At 41.2% G+C, this 22,323-nt stretch carries 34 protein-coding genes; all 34 read right to left on the bottom strand.

What is annotated here, in order from left to right:
- Positions 1 to 21 precede the first annotated feature (21 nt).
- The 34 genes from eno to fusA all read right to left on the bottom strand — a co-directional run bounded on the left by eno (position 22) and on the right by fusA (position 22,321).
- Positions 22 to 1,299 carry a phosphopyruvate hydratase gene (gene eno, locus ACOQON_RS02695; protein ID WP_420577377.1) on the bottom strand — a complete coding sequence of 426 codons (1,278 nt, stop codon included), beginning with the start codon at positions 1,297 to 1,299 and terminating at the stop codon, positions 22 to 24.
- Entirely contained in the window at positions 1,296 to 2,402 is a 1,107-nt protein-coding gene (carA, locus tag ACOQON_RS02690) for a glutamine-hydrolyzing carbamoyl-phosphate synthase small subunit (protein ID WP_420577376.1), read from the bottom strand. Before carA ends, eno begins: the two co-directional genes overlap by 4 nt.
- 85 nt (positions 2,403 to 2,487) lie before the next feature.
- Entirely contained in the window at positions 2,488 to 5,724 is a 3,237-nt protein-coding gene (locus tag ACOQON_RS02685) for a T9SS type A sorting domain-containing protein (protein WP_420577375.1), read from the bottom strand.
- Positions 5,725 to 5,728: 4 nt separating this feature from the next.
- Positions 5,729 to 6,091 (bottom strand): hypothetical protein, encoded by a 363-nt coding sequence (locus ACOQON_RS02680; RefSeq protein WP_420577374.1) that lies wholly within the window; start codon positions 6,089 to 6,091, stop codon positions 5,729 to 5,731.
- 77 nt (positions 6,092 to 6,168) lie between these two features.
- Entirely contained in the window at positions 6,169 to 6,765 is a 597-nt protein-coding gene (gene rplQ, locus ACOQON_RS02675) for a 50S ribosomal protein L17 (protein ID WP_420577373.1), read from the bottom strand.
- Complete coding sequence (locus ACOQON_RS02670; RefSeq protein ID WP_420577372.1) at positions 6,765 to 7,754, bottom strand: DNA-directed RNA polymerase subunit alpha; 990 nt, start codon at positions 7,752 to 7,754, stop codon at positions 6,765 to 6,767. The genes rplQ and ACOQON_RS02670 overlap by 1 nt, the downstream gene beginning before the upstream one ends.
- A 20-nt stretch (positions 7,755 to 7,774) precedes the next feature.
- Positions 7,775 to 8,377 carry a 30S ribosomal protein S4 gene (rpsD, locus tag ACOQON_RS02665; RefSeq protein WP_420577371.1) on the bottom strand — a complete coding sequence of 201 codons (603 nt, stop codon included), beginning with the start codon at positions 8,375 to 8,377 and terminating at the stop codon, positions 7,775 to 7,777.
- Positions 8,378 to 8,398: 21 nt separating this feature from the next.
- Entirely contained in the window at positions 8,399 to 8,791 is a 393-nt protein-coding gene (gene rpsK / locus ACOQON_RS02660; RefSeq protein ID WP_420577370.1) for a 30S ribosomal protein S11, read from the bottom strand.
- A gap of 7 nt (positions 8,792 to 8,798) precedes the next feature.
- On the bottom strand, positions 8,799 to 9,176 hold the full coding sequence (rpsM, locus tag ACOQON_RS02655; protein WP_420577369.1) for a 30S ribosomal protein S13: 378 nt from the start codon (positions 9,174 to 9,176) through the stop codon (positions 8,799 to 8,801).
- Positions 9,177 to 9,178: 2 nt separating this feature from the next.
- On the bottom strand, positions 9,179 to 9,295 hold the full coding sequence (gene rpmJ / locus ACOQON_RS02650; RefSeq protein WP_089356819.1) for a 50S ribosomal protein L36: 117 nt from the start codon (positions 9,293 to 9,295) through the stop codon (positions 9,179 to 9,181).
- Between the two features lie 27 nt (positions 9,296 to 9,322).
- Positions 9,323 to 9,541: a translation initiation factor IF-1 gene (gene infA / locus ACOQON_RS02645; RefSeq protein WP_089356818.1), complete on the bottom strand. Its 219-nt coding sequence runs from the start codon at positions 9,539 to 9,541 to the stop codon at positions 9,323 to 9,325.
- A complete protein-coding gene (gene secY / locus ACOQON_RS02640; RefSeq protein ID WP_420577368.1) occupies positions 9,541 to 10,848 on the bottom strand; it encodes a preprotein translocase subunit SecY in 1,308 nt (435 codons plus the stop codon). Before secY ends, infA begins: the two co-directional genes overlap by 1 nt.
- Positions 10,848 to 11,297 (bottom strand): 50S ribosomal protein L15, encoded by a 450-nt coding sequence (gene rplO, locus ACOQON_RS02635; RefSeq protein ID WP_420577367.1) that lies wholly within the window; start codon positions 11,295 to 11,297, stop codon positions 10,848 to 10,850. The genes secY and rplO overlap by 1 nt, the downstream gene beginning before the upstream one ends.
- Positions 11,298 to 11,299: 2 nt before the next feature.
- Entirely contained in the window at positions 11,300 to 11,479 is a 180-nt protein-coding gene (gene rpmD, locus ACOQON_RS02630) for a 50S ribosomal protein L30 (protein ID WP_420577366.1), read from the bottom strand.
- 4 nt (positions 11,480 to 11,483) lie between these two features.
- Positions 11,484 to 12,002, bottom strand: coding sequence for a 30S ribosomal protein S5 (gene rpsE, locus ACOQON_RS02625; RefSeq protein ID WP_420577365.1), 519 nt, complete (start codon positions 12,000 to 12,002; stop codon positions 11,484 to 11,486).
- 12 nt (positions 12,003 to 12,014) lie between these two features.
- Positions 12,015 to 12,362 carry a 50S ribosomal protein L18 gene (rplR, locus tag ACOQON_RS02620; RefSeq protein WP_420577364.1) on the bottom strand — a complete coding sequence of 116 codons (348 nt, stop codon included), beginning with the start codon at positions 12,360 to 12,362 and terminating at the stop codon, positions 12,015 to 12,017.
- Positions 12,363 to 12,368: 6 nt separating this feature from the next.
- Positions 12,369 to 12,920: a 50S ribosomal protein L6 gene (gene rplF, locus ACOQON_RS02615; protein WP_420577363.1), complete on the bottom strand. Its 552-nt coding sequence runs from the start codon at positions 12,918 to 12,920 to the stop codon at positions 12,369 to 12,371.
- Positions 12,921 to 12,930: 10 nt separating this feature from the next.
- On the bottom strand, positions 12,931 to 13,329 hold the full coding sequence (gene rpsH / locus ACOQON_RS02610) for a 30S ribosomal protein S8 (RefSeq protein ID WP_420577362.1): 399 nt from the start codon (positions 13,327 to 13,329) through the stop codon (positions 12,931 to 12,933).
- Positions 13,330 to 13,410: 81 nt separating this feature from the next.
- The gene (rpsN, locus tag ACOQON_RS02605) at positions 13,411 to 13,680 is read right to left on the bottom strand and encodes a 30S ribosomal protein S14 (protein WP_420577361.1); all 270 of its coding nucleotides are present in this window, start codon (positions 13,678 to 13,680) and stop codon (positions 13,411 to 13,413) included.
- A 6-nt stretch (positions 13,681 to 13,686) separates the two neighbouring features.
- Positions 13,687 to 14,241, bottom strand: coding sequence for a 50S ribosomal protein L5 (rplE, locus tag ACOQON_RS02600; protein ID WP_420577360.1), 555 nt, complete (start codon positions 14,239 to 14,241; stop codon positions 13,687 to 13,689).
- Positions 14,234 to 14,566, bottom strand: a complete 333-nt coding sequence (gene rplX, locus ACOQON_RS02595; RefSeq protein ID WP_420577359.1) for a 50S ribosomal protein L24 — start codon at positions 14,564 to 14,566, stop codon at positions 14,234 to 14,236. The genes rplE and rplX overlap by 8 nt, the downstream gene beginning before the upstream one ends.
- 2 nt (positions 14,567 to 14,568) lie before the next feature.
- Positions 14,569 to 14,937: a 50S ribosomal protein L14 gene (gene rplN / locus ACOQON_RS02590; RefSeq protein ID WP_349564672.1), complete on the bottom strand. Its 369-nt coding sequence runs from the start codon at positions 14,935 to 14,937 to the stop codon at positions 14,569 to 14,571.
- Positions 14,937 to 15,191, bottom strand: coding sequence for a 30S ribosomal protein S17 (gene rpsQ, locus ACOQON_RS02585; RefSeq protein ID WP_350221215.1), 255 nt, complete (start codon positions 15,189 to 15,191; stop codon positions 14,937 to 14,939). The genes rplN and rpsQ overlap by 1 nt, the downstream gene beginning before the upstream one ends.
- 9 nt (positions 15,192 to 15,200) lie before the next feature.
- Positions 15,201 to 15,413, bottom strand: coding sequence for a 50S ribosomal protein L29 (rpmC, locus tag ACOQON_RS02580; RefSeq protein WP_420577358.1), 213 nt, complete (start codon positions 15,411 to 15,413; stop codon positions 15,201 to 15,203).
- Complete coding sequence (rplP, locus tag ACOQON_RS02575; RefSeq protein WP_420577357.1) at positions 15,413 to 15,835, bottom strand: 50S ribosomal protein L16; 423 nt, start codon at positions 15,833 to 15,835, stop codon at positions 15,413 to 15,415. Before rplP ends, rpmC begins: the two co-directional genes overlap by 1 nt.
- 13 nt (positions 15,836 to 15,848) lie before the next feature.
- Complete coding sequence (gene rpsC, locus ACOQON_RS02570) at positions 15,849 to 16,577, bottom strand: 30S ribosomal protein S3 (protein ID WP_420577356.1); 729 nt, start codon at positions 16,575 to 16,577, stop codon at positions 15,849 to 15,851.
- Positions 16,577 to 16,906 carry a 50S ribosomal protein L22 gene (gene rplV / locus ACOQON_RS02565; RefSeq protein ID WP_420578674.1) on the bottom strand — a complete coding sequence of 110 codons (330 nt, stop codon included), beginning with the start codon at positions 16,904 to 16,906 and terminating at the stop codon, positions 16,577 to 16,579. The genes rpsC and rplV overlap by 1 nt, the downstream gene beginning before the upstream one ends.
- A 149-nt stretch (positions 16,907 to 17,055) precedes the next feature.
- Entirely contained in the window at positions 17,056 to 17,334 is a 279-nt protein-coding gene (gene rpsS, locus ACOQON_RS02560) for a 30S ribosomal protein S19 (RefSeq protein WP_349564682.1), read from the bottom strand.
- Positions 17,334 to 18,155: a 50S ribosomal protein L2 gene (gene rplB, locus ACOQON_RS02555; protein WP_420577355.1), complete on the bottom strand. Its 822-nt coding sequence runs from the start codon at positions 18,153 to 18,155 to the stop codon at positions 17,334 to 17,336. The genes rpsS and rplB overlap by 1 nt, the downstream gene beginning before the upstream one ends.
- Before the next feature lie 9 nt (positions 18,156 to 18,164).
- Positions 18,165 to 18,452, bottom strand: coding sequence for a 50S ribosomal protein L23 (gene rplW, locus ACOQON_RS02550; RefSeq protein WP_349564686.1), 288 nt, complete (start codon positions 18,450 to 18,452; stop codon positions 18,165 to 18,167).
- 1 nt (position 18,453) lies between these two features.
- Positions 18,454 to 19,080, bottom strand: coding sequence for a 50S ribosomal protein L4 (rplD, locus tag ACOQON_RS02545; protein WP_420577354.1), 627 nt, complete (start codon positions 19,078 to 19,080; stop codon positions 18,454 to 18,456).
- A gap of 2 nt (positions 19,081 to 19,082) precedes the next feature.
- A complete protein-coding gene (rplC, locus tag ACOQON_RS02540; protein WP_420577353.1) occupies positions 19,083 to 19,715 on the bottom strand; it encodes a 50S ribosomal protein L3 in 633 nt (210 codons plus the stop codon).
- Between the two features lie 172 nt (positions 19,716 to 19,887).
- Positions 19,888 to 20,193 carry a 30S ribosomal protein S10 gene (gene rpsJ / locus ACOQON_RS02535; protein WP_349564692.1) on the bottom strand — a complete coding sequence of 102 codons (306 nt, stop codon included), beginning with the start codon at positions 20,191 to 20,193 and terminating at the stop codon, positions 19,888 to 19,890.
- Between the two features lie 19 nt (positions 20,194 to 20,212).
- Positions 20,213 to 22,321 carry an elongation factor G gene (fusA, locus tag ACOQON_RS02530; RefSeq protein ID WP_420577352.1) on the bottom strand — a complete coding sequence of 703 codons (2,109 nt, stop codon included), beginning with the start codon at positions 22,319 to 22,321 and terminating at the stop codon, positions 20,213 to 20,215.
- Positions 22,322 to 22,323 lie beyond the last annotated feature (2 nt).

Raw genomic sequence — 22,323 nt, 5'->3', positions numbered from 1 at the left:
TTACATATATAGTTTTGTTACTTATCTCTTAGGATAAACCGCTGCGTCCCCTAACTCCTCTTCAATCCTGAGGAGCTGATTGTATTTAGCCATACGATCTGATCGAGACATGGAACCGGTCTTAATTTGACCTGAGTTAGTAGCTACGGCAATATCGGCAATGGTAGCATCTTCAGTTTCTCCGGAACGATGTGATACCACAGCCGTCCACCCCGCTTTGTGAGCCATCTCGATTGCATCTAAAGTTTCTGTCAGTGTGCCGATTTGATTCACTTTGATCAATATCGAGTTAGCAGCTTTTTCCTTGATTGCTTTTTCCAGAAACTTCACATTGGTCACCAAAAGGTCATCTCCAACCAGTTGACACTTATCTCCGATTTTCTCCGTGAGCGTTTTCCATCCGTCCCAATCGTTTTCATCACAGCCATCTTCGATGCTATCGATTGGGTATTTTTTCACCAAATCAGCCAGATACTCAGCTTGCTCAGCACTGCTACGCTTTACTCCATTTGGACCTTCAAACTTGGAGTAGTCATATACCCCGTTCTTAAAGAACTCAGATGAAGCACAATCCAGGGCAATGGTCACATCCTTCCCGGGTTTATATCCTGCCTTCTTGATTGCCTCAATCACACTTTCGAGTGCTTCCTCTGTTCCTCCCTCAAAGTTTGGTGCAAAGCCTCCTTCGTCTCCAACAGCTGTACTCAATCCTTTATCATGAATGATTGCCTTGAGATTATGGAAAATTTCACCACCCATCCTCAGTGCTTCTGAGATAGTGGGCGCTCCGACAGGGCGAATCATGAATTCCTGAAATGCGATAGGTGCATCCGAATGTGATCCCCCGTTAATGATATTCATCATTGGAACAGGCAATACCTTTGCATTTGCTCCGCCAATGTATCTGTAAAGCGGAAGCTGGCAGGCGTCTGCTGCGGCGTGTGCTACAGCAAGGGAAACACCGAGTATGGCGTTTGCGCCAAGTTTCGATTTATTCGGTGTGCCGTCCAGATCAATCATTAATTGATCAATATAGGCTTGTTCAACCACTAAAAGACCTTCAACTTCGGGAGCAATGATATTATTGACGTTATCAACTGCTTTTTGAACACCCATGCCCATGTACCGAGACTTATCTCCATCTCTTAGTTCAACAGCCTCATGTTCTCCTGTAGATGCTCCGGATGGCACTGCAGCTCTCCCGATATACCCCTCTTCGGTAATTACCTCTACCTCTACGGTGGGGTTACCCCTGGAGTCCATGATTTGCCGGGCAAACACACTTTCGATCACGCTCATTTCTTATTGTCTTTTATTAGTTGAATAAAATCATCAAATAGATAAATGGAGTCATTAGGTCCCGGTGAAGATTCCGGGTGATATTGTACAGCAAATGCCGGTTTATTTTTAAGTCTCAATCCTTCCACCGTATCATGGTTCAAATCAACGTGCGTTAGCTCTGCCACATCTGATTTTTTAAGCGCTTCCATGTCTACAGCAAAACCATGATTCTGAGAGGTTACCTCACTAAGTCCGGTATTGAGGTTTTTAACAGGGTGATTTAATCCCCTGTGCCCATGGTGCATTTTATAGGTAGGAACTCCTACAGCTAAGGCAAGAATCTGACTTCCCATGCATATTCCAAAGAGTGGCTTATTAGCATCCAACACTTCTTTCACTGTATTCGATGCATAATCCATTACTGCAGGGTCACCGGGTCCATTCGAAATGAAGTATCCATCAGGGTTCCACTTTTCCATTTCAGCGAAAGTGGTTTTAGCAGGAAATACTCTACAGTGACAACCTCTCTGTACCAGGTTTTTAAGTATCGATTTCTTAATGCCTAAATCAAGTATGGCAACTTTGAATCCGTCATTCTCTTCTCCTAAATCGTATGGCTCCTTAGTTGTTACCTGGGTGGATAATTCCAGCGCTACCATGCTTGGCACTTTATCCAGCTCCGCCTGAAGGGCTTCACCTTCCAGCTCCGACGAAATAATTGCATTCATGGCTCCCTTTGTTCGGATGTGACGAACAATCTTACGGGTGTCCACCCCGGCAATTCCGACCGTGTTGTGTTTTTCTAAAAACGCCTGTAAGCTCTCGGTTGCTTTCGTTCGACTAAAAATAGCTGAAAAGTCATTTACAACTAATCCTTTAATAGTAGGCGCATCACTTTCAACTTCAGCGTCCATGGCGCCATAATTGCCAATGTGCGAGGTGGTGTTTACAATGATCTGACCATAGTAAGATGGATCGGTGTAGATCTCCTGATAACCGGTCATCCCGGTATTGAAGCATATTTCGCCTCCGGAGGTGCCTTCTTTTCCAATTGAATAACCAGTAAATGTGGTGCCGTCTTCAAGTAAGAGGGTGGCTTTCTTTCGGGTAGGGTATTTCATATTGGGGAGCAAAAATAGTTACGGATCGGGCAATAAAAAAGCCATCCAAAAACTCAGATGGCTTTCATGATTGATTTGTAATATTTTATTCTTTGATAAGTCTTGATGTAATCTCTTTTCCTCCAAAATTAAACTTAACAAAGTATGTACCTTGACTTAGACTTGATATGTCAAGTAGTGACCGTGTACTCTTTGTGGTTTTTGGATAGGATTCTTGATTAAGTAATTCTTTACCATCGAGGCTTAAAACTTTAACAGATACATCTCCGATGTAATCATTAATCATTTCAATAGTGACCTTTCCTTTGCTTGGATTAGGATAGACAGTAATTCCTGCTTCCTCCCAGTCTGCCACGGCTGTGATATCTGAAATGTTAATTTCAAAAGACTTGGCAAAGCTATTTCCTTCATCATCTTCGGTTTGGATACGTATTGTATATACAGACTTTGTTTCAAAATCAAATTTTGCACCCGATAGCAATTCAGTACCTGAAATTCTAAAACTTCCATTATCATCTGATCCCTCACCACTGATTAAGCTGAATGTGTGCGAGTCATCATCTTCATCAGTTGCTTCAAGTACTCCAATAGAAGTTCCGGGCAATTCCAATTCTGCGATTGTATTATTTGAAATGGTAATATCCGATGGAACTGCTAGACTCGCTACTACTAAAGAAACTTCATCATTTGTTACATCCTCATCACCAGATACAGTTACCTCTACACGTATATCATAAACTGCTGCAGTTGTAAAATCATAAGTCGTTGAAAAGGTGTGTTGATAAGAACCTAGGTTATCAATGGTTTCCGTGATATTATCAGAAACAACCAACTCATCATCAATATATAGAGCGATATCATAATCACTTATTGAAAAATTACCCAGGTTTTGTATGGTTGCTTTTATTTCAAACTCATCCTCACTAAAAACACCATCTTCAAGGTCATCTATGCTTTTTGCCCATAAATCAGTATCAAGGAGAGGGACAGTTGCCGAGTAAACACCATTACCATGCGTAGCAGCTACGACCAATCCATCTAATCGAGTGACCATATGTTCTACCACTGTGGCTCCAATACCAGTTTCATCTTCTCTGACCCATACAGTATTGACACCATCGAGATTGGCGGTTGAATATAGTCCTGCGCTCGTGCCCACGAAAAACATTCGATCATTTCCAAAGATTCTGGCTACACGAACAGACGGTCCATTTCCCGTGCCATCAGAATTTTCTTCCAGATTTCCGCTAACGTCAGTCCACGTTTCACCTCCGTCGCTGGTATAGAAAAGACTCGGGATTTCGTAATTGGAAAAGCTGACTAAAACATGGTCGTTATTGGTCGGATTAACACCTATACCCGAAATATATCCACCTGTGAAATTTGAGCCAGTAACATTTTCTACAATTGGATTACTACCACTCGCCTTAGTTACTTTAAAAACTTGACCAGATGAGTTGCCAACATATACAACCTCATTTGATCCAACCCCCATTTCGCTTATCACACCAGATGATCCTGTAAGCTCAATAGACTTCCATCCTGTATCATCATTTCCTGTGCTTGCCTGCGTGTTTACCCAAAGTTCTAAGTCTCCTCCCAAGTAAAAAATGTCATCATCATCTCTATCTAAATAAAATGGTGTTATAAATAAGGAAGTAAGATATTGATCAGAGCTTGGAGTCATAAAGTCAAAGGCATCATAAAACTCATCGTTCGCATCAGAGTAATCCAGACGATAGATGTTGGCATTTTGCGATGAAACATAACGATGTGTACCGTCGGCACTAATGGCACTATATGCTCCATCTCCACCAAATGGATCCGACCATTCGTCGGTAGAGGAAGTGAAATTATTCGCAAACCATGTCCCATTGTCTTGCAAGCCTACCAATATTTGATCCTCCGGCCCTGTTGAAACAGCATAAATTTGAGAGGTAAGATATCCGTTATTTAAGGGCGTCCATGATACTGTTGAAGCGGTTATATCATTTGTAAGCTGAACTCCTCCGTCATTTCCCGAGTATGCCTTATCCCCACTTAGAAAAATAAAAGAATGTTGATCAGGATGGTGGTTTAGATATAAACCATATGATTGATTACTAGACGTATATCCCCCTATCCAGTTGGCATTATCACTTGGATCATTATTTGGAGTTGAAAAACCATTTGATGAAGCAAATAAGTTGGTTCCACCTATCACAACGAAATCGGGATCGTCATTCTTTACCTTAATAAGCAAATCATATCCCCCTTGGGAGTTGAAATTACCAGTTAAACCTCCCAACTGAGGAATATTAGCTGATAAATCCACCCAGGCATTAGTGCCATCATCAAACTTCCACAAAGAATGACCGCTTGATTCTGTTGCGTCCTCTCCCAGCACATAGACGATATCCTCATTAGATGGGGTGATAGCTATTTCCTTACGCTCACCTGATGCAAATGAATGACCGGAATCTGTAATATTTGTCCAATTATCTCCTCCATCAGTCGATTGCCAAACGCCAGCACCCTCAAAATTCTTAACAGCATATAAAATACCAGTTGAAGTAATAGCTATATCAGACCATCCCCCTTCACTACTACTATTTAGTCCATCCAAAACTTGAGTGAAAGTTGACCCGTCTGTCGAGCGATAGATACCACAATAATTGGCAACAAAAACATCCCCATTAGTAGGGTTTACCACAATTTCGTGATTGTAATCAAAACAGTTATCAAATGATTCAGGCGCATTGGTACTGGTTGATGCTATAATTGACCAATTTGCTCCACCATCAGTTGACTTAAAGATGCCATCCCCGCGGTAAGGTGCACCAGAACCTCCTGCTGAATTTCCTGAAAATTCACCTGTCCCATAATACCAAACAAGCCCATCTGTCGATTGAACATCCTGCGCAATACATGTGATACTTTGCAGATCACTGGGAGTTGTCATTTTAGACCAGTTATCTCCCCCATCAGTCGTCCTCCACAAACCTCCTGACACACCCCCTGCTAATATCGTTTCTTCCGTTCCGTCCGTCACATCAATAGCAAGAGCTCTTGTTCTTCCACCAACATTAAAGGGTCCTCTATTCTCCCAGGTGATTGCCGGAGCTGATAGCGGGCTAATTCTTGACCTAAGTGCCTGCTGCCTTTGATCCATCAGCATCCGCTCCTTTAATCGAATGTTATCCGGTATTTTATTCGTTACCGGGTTTTTGGTTCGTAAAAATTCAAACTCTAACCGAGCCCTGGGATCGTCCTTTTCTTGATTAGGTTGTGCGAAAACACATAAAGTCCCTACCAAAAGGAATATTGAAATTAATCTTCTCATGATGCTATTTTAAAAATCGTGTGATACGGTATGCTTGTTTATTTTGTCCCATAGAATCCAAAGACTCAATAGCACAAATAAATTCATTTGCTGGTTCTTTGCTGGAAGAAACTGAAATTTTATTGCCCGGACTCAAAACCACATTGGCGCCATGACCAACCTTTAATTGCTCAACAACTTCAACATTTGCAATCCCCTTCTCGAAAGAAATCAATTTAGCTGAAATAACCACTTCATCGGGGTTTGGTGAATACTCCTTATAAGAAATCAAGGGCTCAGTTTCATTATCTGCATTCGCTTGAGAGGTGTTTCTATTACAACTGGCAAATAAAAAAAGCCCTAAGGCTAAAGTAACAATTAGGCGCATTCTTCTTTTTCTTGCAAAATAAAAAAAGGGATCGAGCTTTTGCTCAATCCCTTTATATTTTCGACGATTAAGGATTCTTAATCTTCCTTCTTCTTGTCTTCTTTATTTTCTTCAGTTTCAGGAACCTCTTGCTCTTCAGCTTTTGCCTCTACTTCTTCAGTCTTAGCTTCATCTTTAACTTCTTCAACGGCAACTTCTTCTTTAACGTCTGCGGCTTCCGCTTTAGGCATCTCCTCATTCTTCGACTTTCCTTTTCCACCTCTTCTGGATCTTCTTGTTTTCGATTTTCCAGCATCAGTTTCGCTAAGCAACAACTCGTTGAAGTCAACAAGTTCCATCATGCACATTTCAGCATTATCACCTAATCTGGCACCTGTCTTAATGATTCGGGTATAACCACCGGGCCTGTTGGCAATTTTACCAGCTACATTATTGAATAACTCAGAAACAGACTCCTTATCCTGAAGGTATGAAAATACAACCCTTCTGGAGTTGGTATCGTCTGTCTTAGACTTGGTAAGAATTGGCTCAATGTACTTTCTAAGGGCTTTTGCCTTAGCTACAGTTGTATTGATTCTCTTATTGATGATAAGAGAAGAGGCCATATTAGAAAGCATTGCACTTCTATGTGCAGTCTTTCTACCCAGATGATTGAATTTCTTTCCGTGTCTCATTATTCTTCCTCCAATTTGTATTTACCAAGGTCCATACCGAAAGTAAGACCTTTATCAGAAACCAATTGCTCCAATTCCGCAAGCGACTTCTTACCGAAATTTCTAAATTTCATCATGTCAGAAATCTCAAGTGATACTAAATCACCCAATGTTCTAACGTCAGCAGCTTTTAAGCAGTTATATGCTCTAACTGAAAGATCAAGATCATTCAAGTTTGTCTTGAGCATCTTTCTCATGTGTAGAAGCTCTTCATCTACTTGCTCTGGCTCACCTGCTTCCTGTGTTTCAAGGATCATGTTTTGATCAGAGAACAACATGAAGTGCTGAATCAAAATATTAGCAGCTCCTTTCAGTGCATTTTCAGGATGAATGGATCCGTCAGTCTCAATATCAAGTGTCAACTGTTCATAATCCGTTTTCTGCTCTACCCTTGTATTTTCAACGCTATACTTCACATTCTTAATTGGCGTATAGATCGAATCAATGGCAATGAATCCAAAGTTTTGATCTGCCGGCTTATTTTCCTCCGAACCAACATAACCTCTACCTTTTTGAATGCTCAGTTCCATTTCGAACTTAGCAGATTTATCAAGGTGACAAATTACATGATCAGGATTAAGGATTTCGTAAGAAGTAGTGGCCTTAGCTAAATCACCAGCAGTCAATTTCTCCATATTAGAGACATTAACAGTGATTGTTCCGTCAGCTACTTCTTCAATCTTTTTGAATCGAACCATTTTCAGGTTCAAAATCATTTCACTCACATCTTCTACTACTCCTTCGATTGTAGAGAACTCATGCAATACACCAGGGATTTTCACTCCGGTGATGGCATAACCCTCCAAAGAAGACAGTAGAATTCTTCTCAACGCATTACCTATTGTAACACCGTATCCTTTTTCCAGTGGTTTGAAAGTAAAGAGGCCATGGAAATCATCTGCTTTTTCCATTACCACTTTTTCCGGCATTTGAAATGCTAGGATAGACATATATCTTATTTTTTGAGTGTTTACTTAGAGTACAATTCGACGATCAACTGCTCCTTGATATTTTCAGGGATTTCTTCTCTGCTTGGAGAGTTCAAGAACTTTCCAGTCATACTTGCTGAATCCCATTCTAACCAAGAGTAGCTTCTTGCATTAGATGCAAGACTATCAGTAATGGCTTCAAGAGATTTTGACTTCTCTCTTACGCCAATGATGTCGTTATTTTTTAGAGTATAAGAAGGCACATTCACCAATTCTCCATTCACAGTAATGTGTTTGTGAGAAACCAGCTGACGTGCAGCTCTTCTTGTAGGCGCAATACCTAATCGGAATACGGTGTTGTCCAATCTTGCTTCCAACATTTGAAGTAAGATCTCACCCGTAATTCCACTCTTTCTTGAAGCCTTATCAAAGACGTTAGCGAATTGACGCTCCAATACACCATATGTGTATTTAGCCTTTTGCTTCTCCGCTAGCTGGATCGCATATTCAGACTGCTTCTTTCTTCGTCCTCGCCCATGCTGACCAGGAGGATAAGCTTTCTTCTGAAGTGCTTTACTAGCACCAAAGATCGGCTCTCCGAATCGTCTTGAAATTTTAGTTTTAGGCCCAGTATATCTTGCCATTATTTATAACAATTTAAAATCTTAAACTCTTCTTCTTTTCGGTGGTCTACATCCATTGTGAGGTAGTGGAGTCATGTCTTTAATCATGGTCACTTCAATACCTGTATTCTGGATAGTTCTGATGGCAGACTCTCTTCCTGACCCAGGACCCTTCACATAGACTTCAACTTTTCTAAGTCCTAAGTCATATGCCTTTTGAGCACACTCCTGAGCCGCTACCTGAGCAGCATATGGGGTGTTTTTCTTAGATCCACGGAAGCCCATTTTACCAGCTGAAGCCCAGCTAATAACCTGACCAGTTCCGTTAGTCATGGATATGATAATATTGTTGAATGATGCTCTGATATGAGCTTGCCCCACTGCATCAACAGCAACAACTCTCTTTTTAGCTTTATCTTTTCTCTTTTGTGCCATCTATCTATTACTTAACAGCTTTCTTCTTATTAGCAACCGTCTTTCTCTTTCCTTTTCGAGTTCGGGCATTGTTTTTCGTATGCTGACCTCTTACAGGAAGGCCTTTTCTATGACGAAGACCTCTATAGCAACCTATATCCAAAAGTCGCTTGATGCTCATCTGAATTTCTCCTTTGAGTACACCTTCTACCTTGTATTTTTCTCGGATAGCAGTACGTACACTACCACCTTCATCGTCAGTCCAATCATGAACTTTCTTATTGGGATCAACACCAGCTTCAGCCAAAATTTTCTGTGCTGATGTTTTACCGATACCAAAGATGTAAGTCAAGGCAATTTCGCCTCGCTTATTATCCGGAATATCTACTCCTGCAACTCTTGCCATAATTAGCCTTGTCTTTGTTTAAACTTTGGATTCTTTTTATTGATTACATAAAGCTTCCCTTTCCTTCTGATCACTTTGCAATCAACGCTTCGTTTTTTTACGGATGCTCTTACTTTCATTTCTTTATACTTTTCAGCCTTCGACTGTTATTTATATCGATATACGATTCTTCCTTTAGTTAAGTCATATGGTGACATCTCCAATTTCACCTTATCTCCAGGTAAAATCTTGATGTAATGCATTCTCATCTTTCCTGAGATATGAGCTATTACCTCATGACCGTTTTCTAGTTCTACTCTAAACATTGCGTTTGACAATGCTTCCACGATCGTTCCGTCTTGCTCTATGGATGCTTGTTTTGCCATTATGCTGCCTGAGTTCTTCCTTTTACTCTACCTGATTTCATCATACCTTCATAGTGCCTCATGAGCAGGTAGCTCTCAATCTGCTGAAGGGTATCAAGAATTACTCCCACCATAATCAGTAGAGATGTTCCTCCATAAAACTGAGCAAAGCCCTGATTTACACCAGCTATCATAGCAAAAGCTGGCAGGATAGCGATAACAGCTAGGAAAATCGAACCCGGTAAAGTAATTCTTGAAAGAATATTATCTAGGAAGTCAGCGGTTTGCTTACCTGGCTTAACACCTGGAACAAATCCACCATTTCTTTTCATGTCGTCTGCAATCTGATTAGGATTGATTGTTATGGCAGTGTAGAAGAACGTGAATATGATGATCATAATCGCGAACGTCAGGTTGTACTGCCAAGAGGTAAAATCGGAGAAGGTTGTTCCAATATAGTTAGCGAAATCACTTTCCTCTCTCCAAAGTCCGGCAAGCATTGCCGGCAAGAACATGATTGACTGAGCAAAGATGATTGGCATAACCCCAGAGGCATTCACCTTCAGCGGAATGTATTGTCTCTGACCACCATATACTTTATTTCCTACTACTTGCTTAGCATATTGCACAGGTACTCTCCTCACGGCTTGCACAAGGGCTACAGTCACTAATACAACAAAGAATAATGCCACAAGCTCCAATATAAAAAGAAGCATTTCGCTCATTCCTCTTGTGATTGCTTCAGCTGCGATACTTCCAGGGAACCTGGAAATAATACCTATCATGATAAGCATTGAAATACCGTTTCCAATTCCTTTATCAGTAATTTTTTCTCCTAACCACATACAGAAAATAGTACCAGAGGTCAGAATAATTACTGAAGTGAATTTGAAAAAGAAGGTATTACTCAAAATCGCTGTAGGCTCAATAGCTGCAGAAACATAACTGAAGCCCTGCGCCATACATATCGCGATCGTTAAAACCCTTGTAAGCTGATTGATTTTCTTTCTTCCGCTATCTCCTTCTTTCTGAAGTTTCTGGAAGTAAGGGACTGCCACAGTCATCAACTGTAATACAATTGAAGCAGAGATGTATGGCATGATACCAAGCGCGAACACAGATGCATTACTAAATGCTCCTCCCAGGAATGTATCGAGTAATCCGAATATACCAGATGCTTGTCCGGTAAGCTTAGATGGATCCACTCCAGGGAGTACCACAAAAGAGCCAATTCTAAAAATTACCAAAAATCCTATTGTGTTTAGGATTCTGGTTCTTAGCTCCTCAATGGAAAAAATGTTTCGTATGGTATCTATGAATTTCTTCATTATTCAACTACTGTAATTGATCCCCCAGCTTTCTCGATCGCTTCCTGAGCAGTTTTAGAGAATTTGTGTGCTGATACTTTTAGTCCTGCTTTCAATTCGCCTCTACCCAATACCTTAATGATATCATTCTTCTGAGCAAGACCATTTGCAATAAGGATCTCAAGCGTAACTTCTTTCAATTTCTTTGCCTCACTTAGCTTCTGAAGATCGTCTAAGTTGATTGGCTTGGATACAACTTTATTGTTGTTCTTAAAACCGAACTTAGGTATTCTTCTTTGAAGTGGCATCTGACCTCCTTCGAATCCAGTCTTTCTGGAATAACCAGATCGAGACTGAGCTCCTTTGTGTCCTCGCGTAGATGTACCACCTCTACCAGAGCCTTGTCCTCTGCCTACTCGCTTTCTGTTTTTTGTTGAGCCTTCTGCAGGCTTTAATGATTCAAGTCTCATGTTTACAGCTCTTTAACTTCTACTAAGTGATTCACCGTTTTGATCATCCCGCTGATAGCAGGATTCAATTCTTTTTCAACGGACTTATTGATTTTACCAAGACCTAAAGCAACCATCGTCTTTTGCTGGTTTTTAGGACGCTTGATCGTACTTCTCTTCTGTGTGATTAATACTTTTCCCATTGTCTTAGCCATTGAAAACTTTATCTAAAGACACTCCTCTTTGCTGAGCAACAGCGAAAGGATCTCTCATTTTATTCAACGCGTCAAAAGTTGCCTTCACCACGTTGTGTGGGTTAGAAGAACCTTTTGATTTTGCAAGTACATCGTGTACTCCGGCACTTTCCAATACAGCACGCATCGCACCACCTGCGATTACTCCCGTACCTGCCGCAGCTGGCTTCAGAAGTACATGACCGCCACCAAACTTACCAATCGCCTCATGAGGAACAGTTCCTTTGAATACCGGTACGCGTACCAGGTTTTTCTTAGCATCATCAATTCCTTTGGTGATAGCGTCAGTTACCTCGTTTGCTTTACCTAGTCCGTATCCAACCACTCCGTTTCCGTCTCCTACTACTACAATTGCAGAGAAGCTGAATCGACGACCCCCTTTCACTACTTTCGCTACTCTTTTGATGGCAACTACTCGCTCCTGAAGGTCGATTTCACTTGCTTTTATAGATCTTATATTGCTTTGTGACATAATTTCTGTTTCTTAGAATTTTAAACCTCCTTCACGAGCACCTTCAGCCAAAGACCTAACTCGTCCATGATATGGGTAACCGCCTCTGTCAAAAACCACTGTTTCAATTCCAGCACTCTTTGCATTCTCTGCTAGCTTCTTACCTACTTCTTTTGCAACCTCAACATTCAGGTTTGGCTTACCGATCTCACGCGTAGATGCAGATGCCAATGTTTTACCATTCACATCATCTATGAGTTGGGCATAAATACCTTTGTTGCTTTTAAAAACAGAAACTCTAGGTCTCTCTGCAGTACCAGATATTTTTCGTCTGATACCCAGTCTAAGTCTTTTTCTTCTTGCTGTTTTAGTAATTGCCATGTCTTATTATTTAGCAGCAGTTTTACCAGCTTTTCTTCTAATATGCTCACCAACAAAGCGAATACCTTTTCCTTTGTATGGCTCCACTTTTCTAAGTGACTTGATCTTTGCAGAAATCTGACCCACTAATTGTTTATCAATTCCTTCAACAGTCACTTTTGGGTTTTTTCCTTTTTCTGTGTCCGCCGAAACTTTAATTTCTTCCGGAACAGCGAAATAAATACTGTGAGAATATCCGAGGTTCAGCTCCAATACATTATTCTGTACAGCCGCTTTGTAACCTACCCCTACAAGCTCCATCTCCTTTTTATATCCATTGCTCACACCCTCTACCATATTGTTTACCAATGAACGGTAAAGTCCATGCAATGCTTTATGTCTTTTCTGCTCAGTTGGACGCTCGAACGTCACAACTCCTTCTTCCACCTTGCAGGTGATATCCGGATCTATTTGCTGAGACAGCTCACCTTTAGGACCTTTTACACTCACCGTGCTTTTATCAACAGTGATTGTTACTCCTTCAGGCAAATTAATTGGTGCTTTTCCTATCCTAGACATCTCTATTCTATTAATACACGTAACATAAAACTTCCCCACCTACATTTTCTCGACGTGCTTCTTTATCAGAAATCACACCTTTCGATGTAGATAAAATTGCAATGCCAAGACCATTTAGTACTCTTGGCAAAGTATCCGCTCCTGAATACTTTCTCAGACCAGGTGTACTTGCACGCTCCAGGCTTGTAATCGCCGATTGCTTGGTCTGAGGATTGTATTTCAAAGCGATTTTAATAATGCCTTGCTTGCCATCTTCCTCAAACTTATAGTTTCGGATGAAGCCCTTACTGTGCAATACTTTAGTGATCTCCTTCTTTAAGTTAGAAGCAGGCACCTCTACTACACGGTGATTCGCGGTTATTGCGTTGCGAATCCTGGTTAAATAATCTGCTATCGGGTCTGTTACCATTTCTTAAACACACTTATCCCCCTCTGAAAAAGGGGGTGCAAAAATAATAATTAATATTTTGAAACGAAAGGAAGATTTAAACTACCAGCTAGCTTTAGTTACTCCTGGTATTTTTCCTTCGGATGCCATTTCTCTAAATGTCACCCTTGAGATTCCGAATCTCCTCATGTAGCCCTTAGGTCTACCTGTCAGCTTACATCTATTATGTAATCTCACCTTTGAAGAGTTTCTAGGTAATTTGTCAAGACCTTGCCAATCGCCAGCTTCTTTTAAAGCAGCTCTTTTTTCGGCATATCTTGCTACCATTTTCTCTCTCTTTCTTTCTCTCGCTTTTATTGCTTCTCTAGCCATAATTTCTTAGTTCTTCTTTGAAGTAAACGGCATTCCCAGAGATCTCAATAATTCAAGACTCTCTTCATCAGTTTGTGCAGTTGTCACAAACGTGATATCCATACCTGTAATTTTGTTTACTTTATCGATACTGATTTCAGGGAAAATAATCTGCTCCTGGATTCCAAGAGTGTAGTTTCCTCTTCCGTCAAACCCTTTTTCTCTGATTCCTTTGAAGTCTCTCACACGTGGTAGTGCCACTGTTACAAGACGATCAAGGAATTCATACATTTTATCACCTCGAAGAGTCACCTTCGCTCCGATAGGCATTCCTTCTCTCAACTTAAAGTTGGAAACTGATTTCTTTGCAATGGTAGGAATGGCCTTTTGACCTGTGATCATTGTAAGTTCTTCAACTCCAACATCCACCATCTTCTTGTCAGAAACAGCCTCACCAATACCCTTATTGATGGAAATCTTTGTAAGCTTCGGTACTTGCATTACAGACTTGTACTGAAACTTATCTTTCAGATGAGCGACAATCTCTTTGCTGTATTTTTCTTTTAATCTAGGACTAGCCATTAGTGATAAATTCTCCTGATTTTTTTGAATATCTCTGCAGCTTACCGTCTGCATTTTTCTTTCTTCCAGTTCGTGTAGCATCACCTGACGATGGATCTACCACCATTAGGTTGCTAAGGTGAATAGCAGCTTCAGTTTCCTGAATTCCTCCTTCGGGATTGGCTGCAGATGGTTTCACATGCTTTGTTACCAAGTTAGCACCTTCAACAAATGCTCGGTATTTAGCTCGATTTACCTCAAGCACCTTACCGGTCTTGCCTTTGTCGTTTCCTGCTATGATTTTAACAGTGTCACCTTTTCTTACGTGAAATTTTACTTTGCTCATCGTTAAAGTACTTCTGGTGCTAATGATACAATTTTCATGAACTGCTTCTCTCTAAGCTCTCTTGCCACAGGACCAAAGATCCTTGTCCCTCTTGGCTCATCGTTGGCAGTAAGAAGTACAGCAGCATTATCCTCAAATCGGATATAAGTACCGTCTTTTCTTCGTACTTCCTTTTTAGTTCGTACAACAACCGCTCTCGACACAGTTCCTTTTTTCAAACTACTTGATGAAAGTGCATGCTTAACAGTCACAATCACTTTGTCACCAACAGAAGCATATCGCTTCTTAGTGCCACCAAGCACACGGATTACAAGCACTTCTTTAGCGCCACTGTTGTCCGCAACCGATAATCTTGACTCCTGCTGTACCATTATTTTGCTCTTTCAATAATTTCTACTAACCTCCATCTTTTGTTTTTACTCATAGGACGAGTTTCCATCACCTTAACAGTGTCTCCGATATTGCAATCGTTTTTCTCGTCATGAGCTGTGAGCTTAGTGGTTTTTCTCACAAATTTTCCGTAGATCGGGTGCTTAACTTTTCTTTCTACAGCCACAGTGATGCTTTTCTGCATTTTATTGCTCACCACTTGTCCGATTCTTTCTTTTCTTAGATTTCTTTCCATTACTGAAAATTATTTGCTTGCTTCAGCAACTTGGTTTAATTCTTTGGCTCTGATTTCTGTCTGTATTCTTGCCACCAATTTTCTATTCTCACGAATTTTCATTGGGTTCTCGATAGGAGTAATGCTATGGGCAAACTTTAGTTTACCATAGTTTTCCTGCTCTACCGCAAGCTTATTTTTCAGCTCTTCCAGGCTCAATCCTCTTAATTCAGAATTTTTCATTACTCTGGCTTATAATCTCTTGCAATTGAAAATTTTGTTGAGATCGGCAGTTTTTGTGCAGCCAATCGTAAAGCTTCTCTAGCCAACTCGATATCGACACCCGCAGCTTCGAAAAGAACAGTTCCAGGCTTTACCGTAGCTACCCAGTATTCCGGTGCTCCTTTACCCTTACCCATCCTTACTTCAGCAGGCTTCTTGGTCACAGGCTTGTCCGGAAAAATTCGGATCCATACCTGACCTTCTCTTTTCATCGCTCTGGTCATGGCAATCCTTGCTGCCTCAATCTGGCGGCTTGTGATCCATCCCGGCTCCATTGCCTTGATTCCAAAAGTTCCGAATGCCAGTCTGTGCCCACGTTGAGCAAGACCCTTCACTCGGCCTTTTTGCATTTTTCTAAATTTCGTTCGTTTTGGCTGTAACATGCTCTACAAAACTTTACTTTCTTCTTCTGTTTTCTCTTCTCCTTCTGTTTGGTCCACCGGCTCCTGGTGCATTGTTTCCACCACCGGCTTGTCCTACATTAGGCGAAAGGTCTCGCTTACCGAATACCTCTCCTTTGAATATCCATACTTTTATACCGATCTTTCCGTAGATCGTGTGAGCTTCAGTGATTGCATAATCAATGTCCGCTCTTAAAGTATGTAGAGGAATTCTACCCTCTTTATATTGCTCACTTCTTGCCATCTCTGCACCACCTAGTCGTCCTGAGCATTTAATTTTAATTCCTTGAGCTCCAACTCGCATGGAAGAAGCAATTGCTTGCTTCATTGCTCTTCGGAAAGAGATTCTTGCCTGAAGCTGCTGTGCAATAGACTCACCTACCAACTTAGCGTCCAATTCAGGTCTTTTGATTTCAAAAATGTTGATCTGAAGATCTTTTCCGGTCAGGTTCTTCAACTCTTCCTTGATCTTGTCAACTTCAGATCCCCCTTTCCCAATTACTACACCCGGACGAGCCGTGTGCACGGTAAGAGTAATTCTTTTCAATGTTCGTTCAATCACTACTTTGGAGATGCCTCCCTTCGGCATACGAGCAGCGATGTATTTTCTAATTTTGTTGTCCTCAACAATTTTGTCAGCATAGGACTTGCTATCGAACCAGGCAGAATCCCACCCTTTGATAACTCCTAATCTAAATCCAACTGGGTTTACTTTTTGTCCCATTACTTGTTGCTTTCTTTAGTTTCGTTAGTATCCTGATTGTGATTATCGATGACGATAGTCACGTGATTTGATCTTTTTCTGATCCTGTGAGCTCTTCCTTGTGGAGCTGGTCTCAATCTCTTAAGCATTCGAGCACTGTCCACATATATTTCCTTTACATAAAGGTCAGCTTCTTCAATGCTGATGTCTTCATTTTGCATCTGCCAATCAGCAATTGCTGTCAACAACAGCTTCTCAATAGTATTTGAAGCTTGATGTGAATCAAAACGAAGGATGTTAAGAGCAATGTTTGCGCGCTCACCTCGAATCATGTCAGCAACGAGTCTCATTTTTCGTGGAGACGTTGGAACATTTCTAAGTGAAGACTTTACCGCACCGAGTTTTCCCTTATTCTCTTCACGGAATTTCTTATCAGCCTCTTTCTGAAGCCTGATTCGTACTGACTTTTTTAGTTTCTTTTCAGCTTCCATTGGTGCTCTTATCTTTTACCTTTATCCTTCTTGGCAATATGTCCTCGGAAGTTTCTCGTTGGAGCAAATTCACCAAGTTTATGTCCTACCATGTTCTCTGTTACGAAAACAGGAATGAATTTATTTCCATTGTGCACAGCGAAAGTGTGACCTACGAAATCCGGAGAAATCATTGAACGTCTTGACCATGTTTTGATCACCGACTTTTTACCCGACTCATTCATCGCGTCAACTTTCTTCTCAAGACGAAAGTCTATATAAGGCCCTTTCTTTAATGATCTTGACATTATTTCCTTCGTTTAACTATCTGCTTATCAGAATATTTATTTGGCTTACGCGTCTTCATACCTTTCGCGTAAAGACCATTTCTAGATCTAGGGTGTCCTCCTGAAGCTCTGCCTTCACCACCTCCCATTGGGTGATCTACCGGGTTCATTGCCACACCTCTTACTCTAGGTCGTTTACCTAACCATCTGTTTCTTCCAGCTTTACCTAGTCTGATGGACATGTGGTCAGAGTTTGATACAGTTCCAACTGTAGCAAGACATGTGTTGAGCACAAGTCTCATCTCGCCGGAAGGAAGTTTTACTGTTGAATACTTTCCTTCTCGAGCCACCAACTGCACATACGTTCCGGCACTTCTTGCCATCACTCCACCCTTTCCTGGCTTCAACTCCACATTATGGATGATTGTACCCAGTGGAATGTCTGAAAGTAAAAGTGCATTACCAACCTCAGGAGCAACTCCTTTACCAGAGTTTACTTCCGTCCCTACCTCCAATCCTGCTGGAGCTAGAATGTATCTTTTTTCACCGTCAGCATAATAAAGTAAAGCGATTCTTGCCGATCTGTTCGGATCGTATTCGATTGCCTTTACTGTTGCAGGGATTCCGTGCTTGTCTCTTTTGAAGTCGATCAAACGAAGCTTTCGCTTGTGACCACCCCCAACATTTCGCACAGTCATTCGACCCTGGTTATTTCTACCACCGTTTCTTTTTGATGTAGTTACTAAAGACCGCTCTGGAGTGGACTTAGTCACGTCATCAAAGACAGGAGCCAATCGGTATCTCTGTCCTGGGGTAGTCGGTTTAAGTTTTTTTACAGCCATTTCTGTCTATTATATTCCGCTATAAAAATCAATTATATCACCCTCAGCCACTTGCACAATAGCCTTCTTATAAGCTGGAGTTCTTCCTTCAATGATTCGTGACTTGGTATATCTTCTTTTCGATTTTCCAGGCTGGATCATTGTATTCACAGATTCCACAGTAACACCGTAAGTCTTCTCAACTTCAGTCTTAATCTGAACCTTGTTTGCATCCTTGGCAACTACGAAACCGTATTGCCCATGCTCATTAAGCGCGGATACCTTTTCAGTAACTAATGGTTTAATTAGAACTCCCATCTTAGTTAAATCTTTCTTTTAGTTGCTCAAGTGTTCCCTCACATAGGATCAATCGCTCAGCGTTGATCAAATCGTAAGTATTCACCTCATCAACAGTTGACACATGTGCTTTCTTAAGATTTCGGGAAGACAAGAAAACATTTTTGTTTTTGTCGCTCACTAGCAACAATGACTTCTTGTCAGAAACCGAAAGGTTGTTAAGAATGCTGATGAATTCTTTTGTTTTAGGTGCTTCGAAAGTGAAGTCTTCTAAAATCTGAATGGCTTTTTCTTTAGCTCTGGAAGAAAGTACTGACTTGCGGGCAAGTTTTTTAACCTTTCTGTTGAGCTTAAAACCATAATCTCTTTGCTTTGGTCCGAAGATGGTACCTCCACCTCTGAAAATAGGTGACTTGATGCTACCTGCCCTTGCTGTACCTGTTCCCTTCTGCTTTTTAATTTTCCTTGTAGATCCGGAAACCTCTCCACGCTCCTTCGTCTTTGCAGTACCCTGCCTTTTATTAGCCAGGTAGTTTTTCACATCAAGGTAGACAGCATGCTCGTTCGGCTCAATACCGAAGATACTTTTGTCCAGGCTGATCTCTCTTCCTGTTTCCTCTCCTTTAATATTTAATACAGCTACCTTCATGATTATTTCTCAAGAATTACATATGAATTTTTAGCTCCCGGGATTGCTCCTGAAACAAGCACTAGGTTCCTTTCAGGATATACCTTCACAATTCGAAGGTTCAAAACTTTTACGCGATCACCACCAGTTCTACCAGCCATTCTCAGACCTTTAAAAACCCTTGATGGGAAAGATGCTGCACCAATAGAACCTGGTGCTCTCATTCTGTTATGCTGACCGTGAGTTGCCTGACCTACTCCACCAAATCCGTGTCTCTTCACAACTCCCTGGAAACCCTTTCCTTTTGATGTACCAATAGCATCAACAAAATCCTGCTCATTGAATACATCTTCTATTTTGATTTCATTTCCAAGTTTTACTTTATCTTCAAACTCCTCTCTGAAATCTCTGAATTCTACCACCTTCACTTTAGGAGTAGTTTTTGCCTTGGCAAAATGACCCTGAAGTGCCTTAGGTGTGTTTTTTTCTTTTCGTTCTCCGTAAGCCAACTGCACAGCTCTGTAACCGTCGCTCTCTTCGTTCTTAACTTGAGTTACGACGCAAGGACCGGCTTCAACAAGGGTACAAGCAATGCTCTTACCGTTCTCGTCGAAGACACTTGTCATTCCTACTTTCCTTCCTATTAAACCAGGCATTTTCTACTCGTTTATATCTTTTAATTACCCTCTCAGGCAAACTTTTCGTGAAAAGGACTGCAAAGATAGCAAATCCATATGCCGAACAAAAACTTTGATCGGTTATTTTTTAGACAAAAAAAGAACCAATCGATATAAACCAATTGGTTCTCATTTTCGGTCTTAAACCGTATTAAACCTTAATCTCAACGTCTACTCCACTAGGAAGCTCAAGCTTCATTAGCGCATCTACTGTCTTTGCACTGTTACTGTAGATATCTACCAGTCTTTTGTATGTGCAAAGCTGAAATTGATCTCTTGCCTTTTTGTTCACGTGTGGAGACTTCAACACAGTGAATTTTTCCTTTACAGTTGGTAATGGAATAGGTCCACTAACAACAGCACCAGTTGTCTTCACCGCTCGAACAATTTTCTCAGAAGACTTGTCAACCAAGTTGTGATCGTAAGACTTAAGTTTTATTCTAATTTTTTGATTCATGATCTTTTCATCAATTCTTTTATACGTTGGCTGTGCCTTTCACTTCAGCAATGATGCCTTCTGCAATATTCTTAGGCACCTGATCATAGTGAGAGAACGTCAATGAAGCCGTTGCTCTACCTGAACTATTGGTTCTAAGGTCTGTCACATAGCCAAACAGTTCGGATAATGGAACATCTGCTTTAACTACGGTTGATGTACCTCTTGTATCCATTCCCTTCATCATACCTCTTCTCTTATTGAGGTCACCGGTAATAGTACCTGTATATTCATCAGGAGTAACTACCTCTACCGCCATCACTGGCTCAAGAATAACAGGACCACACTTCGATGCAGCTGATTTGAATCCTGCTCGTGCCGCAAGCTCGAACGATAGTGAATCAGAATCCACATCGTGGAATGATCCATGATACAATCGAACTTTCATGTTGTCAATAGGATAACCAGCAAGTGGACCATTTTGCATCGCTTGCTCAAATCCTTTTTGAATAGCCGGGATGAATTCTTTAGGAATTACACCACCAACAATCTGATTAACAAACTGAAGACCTGCCTGCTCGTAATCCTCATCTTTTGGCCCAATCTCGAATACAATATCCGCGAATTTACCTCGACCTCCAGATTGTTTCTTGTAAACTTCTTTATGCTCAACCGACGTGGTAATAGCTTCTTTATAAGCTACCTGAGGAGCTCCCTGGTTGATTTCAACCTTGAACTCTCGCTTCAATCGGTCAATAATGATATCCAGGTGAAGCTCTCCCATTCCCTTAAGGATAGTCTGACCAGTTTCGTGGTTGGTCTCTACCTGCAAGGTTGGGTCTTCTTCCACCAACTTACCGATCGCAACCCCTAGCTTATCTACATCCGCCTGAGCTTTAGGCTCAATTGCATATCCAATTACCGGATCAGGGAATTTCATTGACTCAAGTACGATCTTCGCTTTTTCATTGCAAAGTGTGTCACCAGTCTTGATGTCTTTAAATCCTACCACTGCCCCAATATCTCCACAATGAAGTTGATCTATCTGGTTTTGCTTGTTGGCATGCATCTGAAAAATACGGGAGATACGCTCCTTCTTGTCTGTTCTGGTATTGAAGATGTAAGAACCAGACTCTAGCGTTCCCGAGTAAGAGCGAACAAAACATAGACGACCTACGAACGGGTCAGTAGCAATTTTAAATGCCAAACCTGCGAACGGTTCATCAGGAGAAGGTTTTCTTGATGTTTTCTCCTCTGTTTCAGGATTTGTACCAACAATGCTATCTCTATCAAGCGGTGACGGAAGAAGCTCCATCACATAATTCAATAGTGTTTGTACACCTTTGTTTTTAAAGGCAGAACCGCAGAGCATAGGAACAAATGCTAAATCGATGGTTGCAGCTCGTAATGCAGCAACGATCTCATCTCTTGTAATGCTAGCTGGATCTTCAAAATATTTTTCCATCAGTGCTTCGTCATACTCAGCTACTGATTCTACCAGGTGCTCACGGTATTCTTCAACATCAGACTGCATGTCAGCAGGAATCTCAACCTCTTCGAAAGTCATACCCATATCTTCCTCATTCCAGACATAGGCCTTATTTTCTACAAGGTCAACAACTCCCTTGAAGTTTTCTTCTGCACCAATAGGTAATTGAAGCGGCACTGCTTTAGTACCCAACATCTCCTTAACCTGCTTACATACTTTTAAGAAGTCGGCTCCCGCACGGTCCATTTTATTAACGAATCCGATTCGCGCTACTTTATAATTATCAGCAAGTCTCCAGTTGGTTTCTGACTGAGGCTCAACTCCGTCCACAGCACTAAAAAGGAACACAAGACCATCCAATACACGTAGAGATCTGTTTACCTCAACAGTAAAGTCAACGTGTCCCGGGGTATCAATGATGTTGATGTGGTAGTCTTCTCCTTTGTATTTCCAGAATACAGTAGTCGCAGCAGAGGTAATTGTAATACCTCTTTCTTGCTCCTGCTCCATCCAGTCCATTTCGGCTCCACCATCGTGAACTTCACCTATTTTGTGCTTCACTCCGGCGTAGTAAAGGATACGCTCTGTGGTTGTTGTTTTTCCGGCATCAATGTGTGCTGCGATACCGATATTTCTTGTAAGTCTTAAGTCTCTAGCCATTT

The organism is Ekhidna sp. (assembly GCF_965221965.1).
Taxonomy (GTDB): Bacteria; Bacteroidota; Bacteroidia; order Cytophagales; family Cyclobacteriaceae; genus Ekhidna.
Note: the sequence above shows the minus strand (reverse complement) of the source record. Positions and strands in the feature narration are given on the sequence as shown.